At 71.2% G+C, this 15,023-nt stretch carries 17 protein-coding genes; 1 reads left to right on the forward strand and 16 read right to left on the reverse strand.

Features of this window, described 5'->3' with window-relative positions; translation table 11 throughout:
• Nucleotides 1–12: 12 nt before the first annotated feature.
• The 12 genes from OG392_RS21655 to OG392_RS21710 all read right to left on the reverse strand — a co-directional run bounded on the left by OG392_RS21655 (nucleotide 13) and on the right by OG392_RS21710 (nucleotide 11,620).
• Nucleotides 13–924 (reverse strand): peptidoglycan-binding protein, encoded by a 912-nt coding sequence (locus OG392_RS21655; protein WP_329281905.1) that lies wholly within the window; start codon nucleotides 922–924, stop codon nucleotides 13–15.
• A gap of 65 nt (nucleotides 925–989) precedes the next feature.
• On the reverse strand, nucleotides 990–1,424 hold the full coding sequence (locus OG392_RS21660) for an ATP-binding protein (protein ID WP_329281907.1): 435 nt from the start codon (nucleotides 1,422–1,424) through the stop codon (nucleotides 990–992).
• A gap of 34 nt (nucleotides 1,425–1,458) precedes the next feature.
• A complete protein-coding gene (locus OG392_RS21665; protein ID WP_329281910.1) occupies nucleotides 1,459–2,028 on the reverse strand; it encodes a hypothetical protein in 570 nt (189 codons plus the stop codon).
• Complete coding sequence (locus OG392_RS21670; protein WP_329281912.1) at nucleotides 2,028–3,158, reverse strand: hypothetical protein; 1,131 nt, start codon at nucleotides 3,156–3,158, stop codon at nucleotides 2,028–2,030. Before OG392_RS21670 ends, OG392_RS21665 begins: the two co-directional genes overlap by 1 nt.
• A gap of 12 nt (nucleotides 3,159–3,170) precedes the next feature.
• Nucleotides 3,171–4,313: a hypothetical protein gene (locus tag OG392_RS21675; RefSeq protein WP_329281914.1), complete on the reverse strand. Its 1,143-nt coding sequence runs from the start codon at nucleotides 4,311–4,313 to the stop codon at nucleotides 3,171–3,173.
• 40 nt (nucleotides 4,314–4,353) lie between these two features.
• Entirely contained in the window at nucleotides 4,354–5,544 is a 1,191-nt protein-coding gene (locus OG392_RS21680; protein ID WP_329281918.1) for a hypothetical protein, read from the reverse strand.
• Nucleotides 5,545–5,582: 38 nt separating this feature from the next.
• Entirely contained in the window at nucleotides 5,583–6,776 is a 1,194-nt protein-coding gene (locus OG392_RS21685) for a hypothetical protein (RefSeq protein WP_329281920.1), read from the reverse strand.
• Between the two features lie 55 nt (nucleotides 6,777–6,831).
• Complete coding sequence (locus OG392_RS21690) at nucleotides 6,832–7,764, reverse strand: phage distal tail protein (protein WP_329281923.1); 933 nt, start codon at nucleotides 7,762–7,764, stop codon at nucleotides 6,832–6,834.
• Nucleotides 7,765–7,819: 55 nt separating this feature from the next.
• Nucleotides 7,820–9,067: a tape-measure protein gene (locus tag OG392_RS21695; RefSeq protein ID WP_329281926.1), complete on the reverse strand. Its 1,248-nt coding sequence runs from the start codon at nucleotides 9,065–9,067 to the stop codon at nucleotides 7,820–7,822.
• The gene (locus OG392_RS21700; protein WP_329281928.1) at nucleotides 9,064–10,269 is read right to left on the reverse strand and encodes a phage tail protein; all 1,206 of its coding nucleotides are present in this window, start codon (nucleotides 10,267–10,269) and stop codon (nucleotides 9,064–9,066) included. Before OG392_RS21700 ends, OG392_RS21695 begins: the two co-directional genes overlap by 4 nt.
• Before the next feature lie 29 nt (nucleotides 10,270–10,298).
• Nucleotides 10,299–11,315 (reverse strand): hypothetical protein, encoded by a 1,017-nt coding sequence (locus OG392_RS21705; RefSeq protein ID WP_329281930.1) that lies wholly within the window; start codon nucleotides 11,313–11,315, stop codon nucleotides 10,299–10,301.
• Nucleotides 11,316–11,407: 92 nt separating this feature from the next.
• On the reverse strand, nucleotides 11,408–11,620 hold the full coding sequence (locus tag OG392_RS21710) for a hypothetical protein (protein WP_329281932.1): 213 nt from the start codon (nucleotides 11,618–11,620) through the stop codon (nucleotides 11,408–11,410).
• A gap of 305 nt (nucleotides 11,621–11,925) precedes the next feature.
• Between OG392_RS21710 and OG392_RS21715 the strand changes: the two genes are divergently transcribed.
• Nucleotides 11,926–12,780: a hypothetical protein gene (locus tag OG392_RS21715; RefSeq protein WP_329281935.1), complete on the forward strand. Its 855-nt coding sequence runs from the start codon at nucleotides 11,926–11,928 to the stop codon at nucleotides 12,778–12,780.
• Nucleotides 12,781–12,808: 28 nt separating this feature from the next.
• On the opposite strand, the gene OG392_RS21720 is transcribed toward OG392_RS21715, so the two are convergent.
• The 4 genes from OG392_RS21720 to OG392_RS21735 form a co-directional block, all read right to left on the reverse strand.
• Complete coding sequence (locus tag OG392_RS21720) at nucleotides 12,809–13,117, reverse strand: hypothetical protein (RefSeq protein WP_329281938.1); 309 nt, start codon at nucleotides 13,115–13,117, stop codon at nucleotides 12,809–12,811.
• Between the two features lie 113 nt (nucleotides 13,118–13,230).
• Nucleotides 13,231–13,521: a hypothetical protein gene (locus OG392_RS21725; RefSeq protein ID WP_329281940.1), complete on the reverse strand. Its 291-nt coding sequence runs from the start codon at nucleotides 13,519–13,521 to the stop codon at nucleotides 13,231–13,233.
• A gap of 83 nt (nucleotides 13,522–13,604) precedes the next feature.
• Nucleotides 13,605–14,210 (reverse strand): phage tail tube protein, encoded by a 606-nt coding sequence (locus OG392_RS21730; RefSeq protein WP_329281942.1) that lies wholly within the window; start codon nucleotides 14,208–14,210, stop codon nucleotides 13,605–13,607.
• 122 nt (nucleotides 14,211–14,332) lie between these two features.
• Entirely contained in the window at nucleotides 14,333–14,740 is a 408-nt protein-coding gene (locus tag OG392_RS21735; RefSeq protein ID WP_329281943.1) for a hypothetical protein, read from the reverse strand.
• Between the last annotated feature and the right edge of the window lie 283 nt (nucleotides 14,741–15,023).

A 15,023-nucleotide genomic window follows, 5' to 3' on the forward strand; every position in this document is an offset into this window, starting at 1 on the left:
CTGGTGCGGGGGTTACTTCGTGTACGGGACCTTGAGCGCGCTCCAGGACGCGGCGCCGGGGATGCCGTCGGCGTCGGAGCCGCGGAAGCCGAGCTTGCGCTGCCACTTCGCGTAGCTGAGCCGGTCGGCCTCGCTCCAGCGGGGGCCGGGGCCGACGGTGTACGCGGCGCAGCCCTCGGCGACGAGTCGGCGGCCCATGGCCGTGATGACCGGGGAGCTCGTCTCCTTGCGGAAGAACGAGGTGCCGGGGAACGGCTGGAGGCGGGGGGCGGTGGGCTTGCCGCTGCCGGGGGCGGGCCGGGCCGGGGCCTTGGCGAGCCGGGTCTGGACGCGCCCGCGGAGGGTCGGCATGCCGAAGCCCTTGGGGTCGTTCTTCCAGTCGGACCATTCCAGGTGGCCGATGACGGACTTGGCGCCCCAGCCGTGGGCCCGGCAGAGGGCGGCGGAGACCCGTTCGATGGCGTCGAGCTGGGCGGCCGGCCAGGGGTCGGTGCCGTTGCCGAGGTTGACGCACTCGAAGCCGTAGAAGCGGGAGTTGCCGTCGACGGCGCCGCGGCTGCCCTGGTGTTCGCGGGGGGTGGGCGGCCGGTCCCCGTACGTCTCGGTGATCACGGCCTGGAGGACGGAGGGGTCGCCGCCGCCGGCGTGGTTGGCGCGTCCGTCGGCGACCAGATGGACGGTGCCGTCCTTGGTGATGACGCCGTGGCAGAGCGGTCCGGGCAGGCCCTCGTAGCCGTTGAAGCACATCTCGACGGAGGAGGCGGCGCCGGAGCTGACGGTGTGGTGGATCATCACGCCGGTGACCGGGCCCCAGGCGCCGGCGTGGTTGCGGTTGTGGGAGCGCCAGCCGGGGTGTTCGACGACGGTGACGCCTTCGGCGCGGAGTGCGGCGAGGAGCCGGTCCGCTGGGAGAGGAGTGGCCATCTGATGTCCTCCGGACATGAAAAAGGCCCGCGCGGAGGCCGGCGGGCGTACGGGTGGGTTGGGTGCTACGGCACGGGGGCGGGGTCCGGGGCGGGCTCGGGCGCGGGTTCCGGCGTGGGCTCGGGCTCGGGTTCCGGGGCCGGCGGCGCCCAGGCCGCGCACAGCGTGGCGCAGGCGGATCGTCGGGCTTCGAAGTCGGCGAGCGCGGCCGTCACGGCCCGCTGGGAGGCGGCCGGGTCGGGGACGACCGGGGCGCCGTTCAGCGCGTCCACGATGACCATGCCGGAGCCCCGCAGGACGGCGTCGCCCGTGCCCCTCTCGGTGACCTCGGCGGTGACGTACACCGACGGGTACTGCCCGGTGACCGGGTCGCGCTGGAGGGCGTGGCCCAGGCTGTTGTCGTAGACGCGTACGTCGACGGTGTGGCCGCCCTCGGTGACGGTGGCGCGGCCCGCGTAGTCGATGGCCACGCCCCAGGGCTCGGTGGGGTCGATGTTCACAGGGTGCTCCTTGTGCTCTTCGGCGGGCGGGGGATCAGGTCTGGGCGCCGTGGATGAGGACGGGCTGGGCGTAGACCGTGCCGCCGGTGGCCTGGGCCTGGATCTCGATGTTCATGGTCTGGCCGAACCGGGTCTTCATGTCGCCGGGCAGCAGGCCGATGTAGTCGTAGGTGGTGCCCGCGGTGACCGGGGGCCCGAACGGGACGCTGTCCACGAGGACCCGCACCTGGCCGGTGGCGCCGCTGGACGCCGCCGTGCTGATGGCGAGCCGCAGCTTCGGCTGCCAGATGGGGTTGGAGCAGCGGGCGATGGTCGTGAAGGCGCCGGCGGTGGTGGAGGGCCACTTGGCCGGGTCGCTGGCCAGTGGCGGCATCAGCTGCAGCCAGGGCCGGGCGAGACCGCCGGTCAGGATGTCGTCCGCGAAGATCTCGTGGTTGTAGCCGTCGAAGATCCGGAACAGCGGCCGGGTGATGGTGACGCTCTCGGACGGGGTGGGACGGAACTCGTTGACCGCGGGGCGGGTGTTCACCGCGGTCGACAGGGCCTTGAGGCGGCGTTCCATCTGGTTGAGCCGGTCGATGATGTCCTCGGGCAACTGGGGCATCAGGCCTCCTCGAGGTAGAGCTCGGCGGTGTCGGGCCGGCCGCGTTCCGGCGGGGTGATCTTGACGCCGACGATGCGGTAGCGGGCGTCGAGGCCCTGGGAGTACCACTCGTCGGTGATCCGGATGCGGGCGACGCGGCCGAGGAGCGCGGGCGGGACGATCCCGCCGAGGTGGATGCTGATCGAGGGGATCACCACGGCGCCGCGCGCCTGGTCGAGTTCGGTGGTGGCCACCGAGTCGAGCGCGAGCTGGTCGCTGATCTCGTTGTGGTCCGAGGACAGGTCGATCAGCGGCCAGCCGTCCACGAGCAGGTCGCTGGCGTACTGCGTGGCGGAGAAGATCGGCCGGGACTCGGCGGCGGCGTTGGCGTTGGTGGAGGCGCCGCGGGCCACGGCGGTGGTGCCGCCGCGAGTCGCGTCGTACGGGAAGGAGTACGACAGGATGACGCCGGGCCGGTCGAAGACCAGGTCGGTCGCGCCGGTGACGATCTTGGGTTCGCCGATCCGGAGCTGCCGGATCCGCTGCCCGGTGACCGGGTCGCGGTAGACCAGGATCTGGTGCTCGAAACCGTCCTCCGTCGCGGCGAGCTGGTCGAGCGCCTCCAGATAGACGGTCTCGTCGCCCTTGCGCCACGAGGCGGTCTTCCGGAACTTGGGGATCTCGTTCCCGAAGGTGATCCCGAGGCGGCGGGGTTCCTCGCCCGCCGGGGCGTCGGGGTAGGTCTGCACGTCGAGCTCGCGCCACAGCCGGCGGGCGATCTCCAGCTGGTCGGTCGGGGTGTCGTACGTGATGTCGGTACGGATGCGGCGGCGCCCGGCGTACGAGTCGAAGGTGGCGGCCTGGATGCCGAGGGTCAGCACCCCGCGGCCGCTGGACTGCAGGGTGCTGGTCCAGACGATGCCGCCCCACCACAGGTCGCCGCCGCGCTCCAGGTAGACCGCGGTGCGCCCCTGCCGGACCTTCTTGACCCGGTCGGCGATGGCCTTGTCGGGGATGGGGACGGTGCCGGAGAGCGAGCCCGCCTTGCCGATGTAGTCGTCGATCGAGACGTCCCGCAGGGGCAGGATGTCCAGTGTCTGGTCGGTGAGCAGGTCGCAGAAGATCGCCCGGTAGGGCGTTTCGATGGCCATCGGGGCCCCTCCTTACAGGACGTAGGTGGCGGAGACGCGGATGTTCCGGCCGGCGGCGAGGGCGCCGTTGGAGGACCAGGTCCGCAGGTTGACCTGGCCGTTGGCGTAGAGGTTGGCGCCGCCTTCGCCGTAGCCGTCGCAGGCCGAGGCCTCGAAGTCCATGGGCGGGCGCCAGCCGGCGGGGAGGGTGCAGAGCGGCTCGTCGGGCATGTTGCCGGCGCTGTCGACGTTCACCTGGGGGCCGCTGCGGGTGACGGTGACCGTGACGGAGCACAGACCGCTCCGGGTCCTGCGGCCCGAGAACGAGACCATCGACCAGTTGGGCAGGGCCGTGGCGCCGGCGTTGGTCGTCTCGACCTCGACCGGCGGCTGGTAGACCACCCAGGCGCTGCCGTTCCACCGCTGGAGCTGGCCGCCGTTGTAGTCGCGGTACTGGCCGTTGTAGCTGCCGGTGGTGACCGTTCCGCTGGGCGCGATGCCGCCGATCTCCTTGGGGTAGGCGACCCAGGCGGTGCCGTCCCAGCGCTGCAGGAAGTGGGCGTTGTCGTTGTCCTGGTACTGGCCCGGGTAGCCGCCGGGGACGCCCGCGTTGTTGTAGACGGGCAGGATGCCGCCGGACGAGACGGTCGTGGTGCGCAGGTCGGTGGAGGCGCCCCCCGCCCAGTCGATGCCGCCGGTGCCGGCGGAGGCGCCCTTCTTGACCTTCACCGTGAACAGGGTCAGGGAGCGGGCGGGGGCCGGCGGGGCGGCCGGGACCGCCGCCGGGGTGCCCTTCACGATCTCGACGGCGGCCTCGTACTTGCCGAGGGCGTCCACGTCGTTGTCGTAGACGCGGACCACGACGAGGTCGACCCGGTCGTTGAGCGGGTCGCCGTCGGCGAAGGTGAGGGTGATGTCCTCGTCGAGGGCGACCGGGTAGGCGCCGTCGGTGGTGCCGCCCTGGATGACGGCCTTGCCGTGGTAGACGGTGGCCGTCATCGGGCCGGAGGAACTCATCCACAGGCCGCCGACCCGGAACTTGCCGTCGTACGTGCCGGGCAGGATGCCGGACCGGACGCCGAGCGGGTTGACGGGGGTGGTGGCGCCGAGGTTGGTGACGCGGGTGTTCTGGCGGGTCTGCCCGGTGGGCATCAGCCATCCGGAGCGTACGGGCATGGGGGTCTCCTGTCGTGGGGCGGCGGGCGGGGGCGGCCGGTCAGTACTGCGGGTCTACGCGGATGAAGGCGTTGTCGTACCAGGCCTGGGCGCCCACGGTGTTGGCCACGAGCCGGTACTGGAGGGTGAAGGTGTAGGTGAGGCCCGGGGTGAGGCCGCTCAGGCGCCGGTTCATCGACATCGAGGCGAAGTTCTCGTTCGAGCCGATCACCGCGTACTCGTCGTCCGGCTCCTGGACGACGTTGGCGCCCTGCGTGAACCGGAGCGCGAGGTAGGCGTAGTAGTCCTTGTGGGAGCGCATCCGGGCGCCGAACTGGACGAGCACGGCCTTCGACGACGGGGCGACGAAGGACACCGAGATCGGGTTCTGGACCGTGTCGAGCAGAGTGCTCGTGTAGGTGTTCGACGTGGTGAAGCCCGCGTCGGTGAGGTCCTTGTAGTACGGCCCGGGGAACGCCGGCCGCCAGGCGGCGCCGTCGTACCGCTGGAGTTCGCCGTTCGCGCCGTCCCGGTACTGGCCGGTGTAGCTGGCCGTCAGCGTCGACGCGGAGGGCGGCACGATGCCGCCGATCGCCTCCGGGTAGGCGACCCACTGGCCGCCGTCCCAGCGCTGCAGCTGGTTGTTGGCGGTGTCCTGGTACTGGCCCGGGTGGGCGCCCGGCAGGACCGGGCCCTCGACCGGGAGGATGCCGCCGAGCGCGACGACCGGGGTGCGCAGGTCCTTCAGGGAGGTGTTCCACGGGATGCCGCCGTTGCCCGCGCTGGCCCCGGCCGGGACGGTCACCTCGTACAGAGGGAGGCTGCGCGGCGGGGTCACCGGCGCCTTGGGGGCCTGGCCCGGCACGCCCTGGATGATCTCGACCTTCGCCTCGTTGCGGGTGCTGCCGTCGTAGAGGTTGTCGTAGATCCTCAGGACGACCAGGTCGATCCGGCCGTACTGGGCGTCGCCCGCGGCGAAGGTGACCTGTTCGGAGGCGGGCAGGGCCACCGGGTAGACGCCCTGGGAGATGTCGCCCTGGATGACGGCCCGGCCCTCGGAGACGGTCGCCGTCATGGCGGAGGCCTTGTCCATCCAGAAGCCGGACAGCCGCCACTTGCCGTCGTAGGAGCCCGGCAGGACGCCGGAGCGGACCTGGACGGGGTTGATCATGGTGGTCGCGCCGACCTGGTTGAGGCGGGTGTCCTCGCGGGTCTGGCCGGTCTCGGCGACCCAGCTGCTGCGCAGGTTCACGGGGTTCTCCAATCGGGGAGGTGCGGGGTGCGGGGCGGTCAGGACCTGATCCACTGGGCGGACAGGTTGCTGTAGTAGCCCGAGCCGCCGAGGGTGCGGACGGCGGCCGTGTGGTTGTGGTAGCCGGCGAGCTGCAGGACGTTGCCCGCGGTGAGCTTGACCAGGCCCTGGCCGCCGACGGTGACGGCGCCGGTCGCCGCCGGGCCCAGCCAGGTCATCCGGGGCACGCCGACGCCGCCGAGGGTGACGCGGGCGCCGCGCACGCCGGTGGTCGAGTCGCCGTTCCAGGCGACGTGGCCGGAGACCCGCCACCAGCCGGTGCGCGGTACGACGAAGCTGTCGGAGCCGTTCCAGCCGGTGAAGTCGTCGATGTCGACGTTCTGGAGGGTGATCGGCGTCCAGGTACCGGCCGGCACGCTCTGCATCGACGTCTGCGAGACGCTGAACAGGACGGCGGCCTTGCCCTCCGCGTACTGCCAGGCGCCACCGTCCCAGCGCTGGAGGACGCCCGCGTTGTCGCGGTACTGGCCGGTGTATCCGCCGGTCGTCATGGTCCCGTGCGGGGCGATGCCGCCGATCGGCTTCGCGTACGAGATCCAGGCGGTGCCGTCCCAGCGCTGGAGGAGCCCGGCGACGTCGCGGTACTGGCCGACGTAGGCGCCCTTGAAGCCGCTGGTCGGGATGATGCCGCCGAGCGCGGTCATCGGGTAGTGCAGGGTCGTGACGACGCCCGCGGTGGTCCACGCGACACCGCCGGTGCCGGCCGAGGTGCCGGCCGGCACCGAGACGGTGTAGAGCGGGAAGGCGCTGCCGGGGCCCGAGGCGGGAACGGCGGGGGTGGCCGCGGGGGTGCCCTTGACCAGTCGGATCACGGCTCCGGTGGAGCCGCTCCGGTCGTACGCGTCGTCGAGGACGGCCAGCTCGATCAGGTCGATCCGGCCGTACTGCGGGTCGCCGTCGGGGATGGTCAGGGTCTCGGGGGAGGTCACCGCGATCATGTACGCGCCCTGGGCGGTGTCGCTGCCCTGGACCACGGCCCGGCCGGCGCCGACCGAGCACTGCATCGCCGACGTGCCGGTCAGCACCAGGCCGCCGGGCACGATGCCGGGGCGTGAGCGCAGCGGGGTCTCCGCGGCGCTCTGTCCGTTGGGTGTGAGGAGCGCGGACAGTGCGAGCCGGGTGTCCTCGCGGGTCTGGCCGGTGGACTGGAGCCAGGCGGCGCGTACGGTCATGGGTTCACCTCTTTCGGTACGGAGCGGTCTCTGGGGGAGGGGGAGGCGGCCGCGGTCACCATTCGGCGCTGCGCCAGCGGATCGTCATCAGGGCCTCGGGGGTCGACGCGTCGGGCCGGAACGACAGCTCCGTGCGGCCCGGTTCGAGGAGAAACAGCTCCTCCGGACTGGAGTCGGCCATCGCGGTGTGACGGCGGGAGGCGGTGTTGTTGAGCATCACCGTGCCGTTGACGGTGTCGACGACGAGCTCGTCACCGGCGGCCAGGTCGATGGCGTACCGCAGCCGGCGCTTGCTGACCCGCTCGGTGACGGTCGGCATGGAGCAGGGGCCGCGGAAGACGATCACCGGATGGGTGGCGGCGGAGCCGGTGTTCTCGGCGACCGCGTCACCGGTGGACTTGGCCTGGCCCCAGTCGAGCGGCCAGGTCAGCCCGTTCGGCAACCAGGTCAGGCCGGTCTCCGGCTGCGGCGGGGTGGTGGAGGAGGACTGCTCGTTGACGGCGTAGCGGCGCGGGTCGGAGGCCAGCCACTGGATCGACATCTTCGAGCTGCCCTGGGTGGCGAAGCCCTGGTCCGCGGGGACCACGCGCTGGGCGATCCGGGCGCGTACGGCGAGGAGTTCGCCGTGCAGGCGGACGGTGAGCCAGCGTTCCTCGTCGAGCAGGGCGAGCGCCTGGCGCAGCGCGCGGACGGCCTCGCCGGTCTGGCTCCACTCCGGCATCAGCACGATCGTGCCGCCGATCTTGCGCGGCTTGGCGTAGCGGGAGCCGGGCCAGGCGCCGTGCGAGGTGGGCCGGTCGGCGTCGGAGGAGTCGTACTCGGGCAGGTCCTCCCAGCCCTGGAGTCCGGACCGGTCGACGTTGAACGGTGTGCCGGGGCCGATGAGAAGCCCGGCCCACTGGATCTGCCCGTCCTGGGTGATCAGTGAGCCGGGCGCGTGGTCGGCGGTGAGATTGCTTCCGGCGTATGTGGTTGTGGTCTCGGCCATGGGGCCGTCACCTCACTTCTGAGGGGCTGTCGGGTGAGAGGGCTGAGCAGGGACGTCAGCTGTACGCGGCGACGAGGAAGAGCAGGTCCTCGGCGGTCGACCGCGGGCCGGCGCCCGGCTCCTCGTGGAACTCCGCGATGCGGTGGGGCTGCCGGGGAGTCTCGGTGAGGGCCGGGACGCGCCGGTGCTCGAGCACGGTGAGGGGGTCGATGCGCGGCGCGCTGTCGGCGCCGGGGAAGACGACACCGCCCTCGGCGAGCATCGGGATCTTGTCGATGTCGACGCCGAACTTCTTGCCGAGGATGTTCACGCTCAGCTTGTTGAGCCCGTCGATGATCCAGTTGGCGAAGGCGATGAGCCCGTTGATCGGGCCCTTGACGACGCCGAGCACGGCGCTCAGGGCGCCCTTGACCAGATCGCCCATGCCCCGCAGCGCCCGGGCGACGGCGTCCTTCGCGTGCCGGAAGAAGCCCGGGATCCTGTCGGTGATGAAGGACAGCACCGGTTTGACGGCGTTCTTGATCCCGCCGACGGTGCGCGAGGCGATGCCGCGCAGGGCGTTGGAGGCGGAGGTGACGGTGGTGCGGACCCTGGAGATGCCGCTGATGCCGGAGCCGACGATCTTCAGGGCGGTCGTGAACAGGGTCACGTACGCCTTGACGTAGGTGCCGACGGCCTGCCCGATGAGCTTCACGACCGGCTGAAGGAACGTCCAGACCGACTGGAAGCCCTTCAACGCGGCCTGGAACACCTGCCGCATGATCTTCTGGCCGGTCTCGGTCTGCATCGCGTACTCGATGAGCCAGGCGGCGACGGGTACGAGGATGCCGGCGAGGAAGCCGATCGGGTTGGCGCGCATGGCGAGGTTGACGCCGGTCATGGCGAGGGAGGCGACGGTCATGACGGTGCCGTAGGTGTCCATCAGCCTGGTGACCACGTCGGCGACGGGCAGCAGTGGGAGGAGGAGCCCGAGGACGCCGCCGACCGCGGGGCCGAGCCTCCCGGCGGCCGTTCTCGCCCTGCCCGCCGCGGTCCCGATCCTCCGCACGCCGGTGACGGCCCTGGACCGCTGGATGCGGCGGACGGAGTCCGCGGCGCCGGACGCACCGGTACCGAGGCCGCGTACGGAGGTGCCGGCGGTGCGCAGACCGGCCGCGAACCTGTCCATGCCGCCGGCCGCGCGCACGGCGTCCTCCCGGAGCCGCTTCAGTCCGTCGCCCGCCTGACCGAGACCGCGCTTGAGGGAGCTCATCACCGGCAGGGCGCCGGCGAACGGGTTCGGGAAGGCCGCGGCGGCACTCATCCGCGTGCCTTCGCCAGGTACATCAGCGCGTCCGCCGTGGACTGCGGATCACTGGTGCGGGCCGCGTGGTAGTGCTCGATGTGCAGTCCGGCACCCCCGCCGCCCGTGCCCGCCTGCAGCTGCGCGCTCATGCGGGCGCGCCGGGCGGTCAGGGCCAGCAGCCGGTCCAGCTTGGACAGCGGCAGGACCGCCTCGGCCTCGCCGGCCTCGGCGAGGATCGCCGGGACACCGCCGCTGCGGGGCATGACGACACCGCCGGTGGCGAGCATGGGGATGGTCGGGATGTTGACGCCGAAGGTCTTGCCGCCGACGACCGGCACCCAGCCGGGGACGCTGACCTTGACGCCGTTGACGGCTCTGATCATCCGGTTGATCAGGCCGATGACGGCGTTGATCGGGCCGGACACACCGCTCTTGATGCCCTCGAACGCCCGGGACGCGATGTCCTTGAGGCCGTTCCAGATGGAGGACATCTTGTCCTTGACGGCGCTGAAGGCGTTCGGGATGGCGCTCTTGATCCAGTTCACCACGGGGGTGATGACGGCCTTGATGCCGTTCCAGACGGTGCTGATGACCGTCTTGATCGCCTTCATGACCGTGGTGATGACCGTCTTCCAGATCGTCACGTAGGTCTTGATGACGGTGGCGACGGCCTTGACGACGGTGGAGATCGCCGTCTTGATGCCGTTCCAGACGGTCTTGATCAGCTGTCCGGCCTTCTTCATGATCGGGCCGATCGCCTTCATGACCGCGCTGATCACGGTCTTCACGGCGTCGAAGGCCTTCTTCAGGACCTTCTGCATCGTCTTCGACTGCATCGCCATCGCGACGATCTTCTCGATGAGCGGCATGAAGAGTTCGACCAGGCGGGCGAGGAGATTGCCCTTCATGGACTTGTTGAGCTTGTCCTGGCCCTTGGCGGCCTTGCCGGCGCCGGACTCGTACCTGCCCATCTTCGTGCCGGCCGACTCGGCTGTGCGGCCGGCCTTCGTCATCGACTTCTCGGCCTGGTCCGAGGCGGTCCTGAGGTTCTTGAGCTGGGTGCTGGAGCCCTGGGCGCCGGTCTTGAGGTTCTTGAGCTGACCGTTCGCCGAGTTGCCCGCGTCGCCGACCTTCTTGACCGAGGTCGCGGCGCCGGTGGCCTGCGTCTTGAGGTTCCGCAGGGAGTCGGACGCCTTCTTCATGGAACTGGTGAGAGCCATGGGTTACCTCCTTTCGGGGTGGGTGGGGCTCAGGCCTCCAGGGCCCGAGTGGTCTCCTGGGCCTTGATCCTGAGGGTGTTGAACGCGGAGGCCACCTCGCCGCCGGCGCGTGCGAGCCGTTCGGCGGCCCGGGCGGCCGACTCCAGGCCGCGGGCCTTCGGGAGCTTCTTCGGGTCGAAGTGCCGCTGCGCGCTCGCGAGCTTCCCGGTCGCCTTGGCCATCGCCTGGACCTGTGCGGGGTTGGCCTCGACCATGGCGGCGTTGAGCTTGTCGAGCTTCTTCGGGTCCGGGACCTTCTTGGGGTCGTAGTCCTTGACGGCCTTGACGAGAGCTTCGGCCGCCGTGGCGACCGTCCCGATCTTGGCCGGATCGGCTTCCTTGACGGCCGTGTTGATCCGTCCGACGGCGTCGGCGGCCTTGGCCATCGCGGAGGCCTTCGGCAGTTCGTTGAACTTCGTCCTGAAGGGACCTGCCAGGGTGTTGAACTCCCTCATGTGAGGGTTGATCGCCTCCAGCTGGGCGCGCAGGGCGTCGAAGTTCGCGTTCCGCGGGACCGAGGCCATTCCGCCGGCGGCGGCGTCCTCCCGGTTCTCGACATCGGTGCGGTTCTGGAGGCGGATGCCGCGGCCGGTGTCGGAGGTGGCCAGGACGCGGCCGTCGGCGTTGCCCATCAGCCGGGCCGGCAGCTGCTGGATGTCGCGCTGGATCTTGATGACCCAGGCGGTGAGGATGAGGCCCATCGCGGGGATCATGAGGCCCGCGACGGCGGAGGCGAGGTACCAGCCCCACTTGTTGTCCGGGTTCTCGCTGTTCTCGTAGAACTTCTCGAGGGCGGCGCCGAAGCCGTCGAGTCCCATGGCTTCGAGCAACTCGGACTTCTTCGCCTTGGTGAGCTCGTCGTACATCGACTTGAAGCGCTCGGTCCACTGCTCCGGCAGCTGCTTCTGGAGGTACTGCTCCGTGACCAGCGGGCTGCTGTCCGACTTCGTGAGGTAGGTCTTGAGGGCGGTGATCTCGGTGGAGAGATCGTCGGGTGTCTTCGTCATGTCTGCTCCGCTTCCGGCCGGTGAGGGCCAAGCGCCGAAAAGCCCCTGCCGGTAACGGCAGGGGCTCGTTCGTGCGGGGGCAGTCGGCGCGGCTAGGCGTCGTCGTCCCGGCGGGGGCCGCGTCGCACCGTCGCGAGGGCGTCGTTCCAGCCCGCGGCGTAGGCGAGGGTCTCGTAGCGGGAGACCTCGGCGTACAGCGTGCCGAGCAGGGCTCTCTTGTCGAGGGCGACGGGTCCGTCGAGGAGCTGGCGGAGGCGGTCCTGGAGAGGGATCCGCGGTTGCGATGCCTCGGCCTGCTGGGTCATGGACGCCTGCCTTCCGGTTGCTTGCCCGTGCGGTTGTGGCGGCGCCGCGGAGTGACGAGCGGGGGCACCACGTATTCGAACTTCTGTGCGAACAGAGTGTGGAACATCTGTTCGATGTTTGTCGAGCCAGAAACCCCTGACGGTGTGTCTTCCTGCGTGATTTCAAGACAGGTTGGCGTCTGAAACGGCCTTGTGTTCGACCAGGTAATCTGGAAGGTGCGTTCCCCGGACCCGACCACTTCGGGGGATGAGGGGCGCGAGGGGCGCGCGGGGGACCCCAGGGGGCTGGAAGGCAGTACTGACGCATGGATACGGAGCCGGGCGCTGGCCGCCGGGATCGGGTCGTCGACTGGCTCGCGGCCCACCCCGATCTGCCTCATCTCTTCGCGCACCTCTCGGAGCTCGTCCACGTCCACGGACACGCCCCAGGAGAGCTCGTCGTGCTCCCCCGGGCCGAGATCGACCGCCGGGAGACCGCCGCGTTCACCGCCGGCTGGGCCGAGGCCGTCTCGGACGAACTGCCCCGTATCCGCCAGGAGTACGAGAAGCGCGTCGCCGACGCCTACGCGCAGGGCCAGGGGGACGCGCGGGGAGTCCGCCGCCCCCAACGCCGCACGGACGCCGGCCCGGACGGCGGTGCCAGGGTCATCGCACTTCCCTTCGCCTGGCTCCTCGAACCGCCCGCGGCGGTGGTCGAGGCCGAGGAGCGCGTCCGCAGGGAGCGCGAGATGTTCGAACAGCGGGCCGACCCCGGGCACCGCGCCGACCCCGAGCCGCGCCCCGTACCCGGGCCGCGGTCCGAGCCGCGCCCGGCACCCGCGCGGCGGCCCGAGCCCGAGCCGGAGCCCGAGCACCGCAAGGAGTCCGAATCCGAGCCGGAGCCGGACCTCCTGGTGACCGCCCAGGAGAGCCGGGCCCGCCGCAACGCCCAGCCGGTACGGAAGGTCGTGCGCCGCAAGGGCGGCCGGCCGATCGTCCCGCCGCTGGCCGGGGTGCCGGCCCAGGTGGGACCGCCCGTCGACCGGCGCGACGCCGATCCCGCCGAACCGGAGTCGCGCGCGAGCAGGGGACAGCGGCTGTCCGACCGGGCCAGGGCCCTGGAGAAGGACATGACCGCCGAGCGGACACGGGAAGAAGCGCCCCCGGAGCCCCCTCCCTGACGGGGAAGGGGCTCCGGGGGCCGCGGGATCACCCGAAGAACCGGGCGAGGGCGTGGTGGGAGGGCCCTTCGTCCGCCGCGACGGACACGTCCCCGCGCCCGTCCGCCTCCTCGGCGCCGTCCTCGTCCGCGGACCCGCCCGGCCGCGGCACGGGAGCCGGAGCCTCCGGCGGGTCGTCGTCCTCACCGGTGTTGACGCAGGCGAACATCCAGTTCGCCACGGCCAGATGGTCCACCGTGGCCGCGAGCAGATGGTCGGTGACGGACCACTCCGCGGCCTCGCCGTGGAGCTCGCGCTGGACGGCGCCGTCCCGCGGCAGGTGCTTCACCATGACCATCAGCCGCCGGCTGGACAGTTCACCCCGGTGCCAGTCGAGGAGGTCGGCGGAGTAGTAGCGGAGCAGGTCCGCCTCAAGGGCCTCGGCGTGTTCTTCGACGAACTCGACGAGGCTCAGTCTTCCCCCAGGCCGAGCCCGGTCTCCTTGCCGTAGGCCTCGAGGATCGCGGCGATGTCCTGCATGGTGATGTCGTGCTGCTCGAAGCGCGCGAACTGCTCCTCACCCATCAGGAGCGCCAGCAGGCCGTCCACGTCGTTGTCGTCGAGCGTGCGCAGCGCCTTGGCCGTCGCACGGCTCAGTTCGGTCGGAAGGGTGTAGCTCTCGCCGTCCAGCTCGAAGGACCAGGCGCGGCCGTGGGCCTCCTGTCGCTGGGCGCGGGCGGCGTTGACGTCGAAGCGGGCCATGGTGATGCGTACTCCTTGTTCGGGTGAGTGAGGAGAGGGGGGCGGGACGGCGGGTGCGCCGTCCCGCCCGGGTGGGGAGGGGATCAGACCGCCGCGCCGTACTGGCCGTCCTTCATGAGGAAGGTCGCCAGCGGCTTGCCGTCGCCGTTCGACATGGCCGAGAAGGTGAGGCCCAGCGTGGACGCCGCCTTGCGGGCCAGCTTGATGTCGTCGGAGGCGGTGACCTGACCGCGCGGGATGATGAAGCGGTACGTGACGGCGGTCGTGCCACCGGCCTTGACGTCGGTGAACTCCAGGCCGAGGGCGCGGGCGTCGGCGTACGGACGCTCGGCGATCTCGTACTTGAAGGTCTCGGCCGACGCGGACGGCTCCGGCTCGACCTTCCCGCCGCCCATGAAGAACGGCAGCGTGTCCTCGTTGAACTGGAGCATCGAGAACTTCAGCGAGAGGTCACGGGCCGAGTAGATGTAGTGGATCGGGGAGACCGACTGCCACGAGTCGATGGCCTCCAGCTTGTCCTTCTTGGAGAAGGTCACGCCGTCGCCCGTGGTGAAGCCGAGGTCGGTCCAGCCGGTCCAGTCGGCGGAGGAGTCGCCCGCGCCGAAGGACGGCACGGCGGTGCCGACCTTGGCCACGTAGAGCTTGCCTACGCCGGCGACGCGGATCTCGGCCGAGTTGTTTCCTGCCATGGTGTGTTTCTCCTTGGTGAGAGGGCTGCCGTCCGGACGTCGTCCGGGTACGGCAAAGGCCCCGCCGGACGGCGGGGCCTGGTCTGTGGGGGCGTCGGGAGGACGCCGGGGGAGGCGAGCGTCTAGAAGACGTTCAGCGAGAGCCGGATCACGCAGAGGTAGCGGTTGGCGCCCCGGTAGAGGTAGTCGGGCATCCAGCGCGGCCCGTCCTGCTCCTCGGCGTCGCTGACGAAGTGGGCGCCGATCTGCTTGCCGAGGGTGGCGAGCAGGGCCCGGCGGGCGGCGTTGGCGAGGACGTGGGCCGCGCTCTTGGTCGGCGCGTACACCTCGAACTCGATCAGCGGCTTGTCGACGTGCAGGTCGCCGATCCAGGCGCCGCCGCGGCGGTTCACCAGGACGGCGTTCTGCGTGCCGTCGAAGCCGGCCGGCGCCTGTGCGGCGACCGTGACGCCGGCCAGCGCCGGGTCGGCCTTGAGGACGTCGACGACCAGCTTCTCGACGTCCGGGAACGCACTCGGGGGAGTGGTCATGACGGTTCTCCTCGAAGGGCTCGGAAGAGGGACGCGGTACGGGGCGCCGCCCGGGTCGCTCCGCGGGAGGGGGGGGCGCGGCAGCGTGCCCGGACGGCGAACGGCGAAGCCGCCGCCCGTCGTTCGGGCGCAGCTCCGCCGCTGCACCAACTGTGACAGAGAGCGTGCGCGCACGCAACTAGTTCGGTGCGTGCTTCCGTCCGACGCTCGGCACGCGGCCCTCCGCCCGGCCCCTCCGCCCTTCCGTACGGGCCCCGCGAGCCCCGCGCGGGCGCCCGATAGG

Origin of the sequence: Streptomyces sp. NBC_00691 (genome assembly GCF_036226665.1) — a bacterium.
GTDB lineage: Bacteria > Actinomycetota > Actinomycetes > Streptomycetales > Streptomycetaceae > Streptomyces.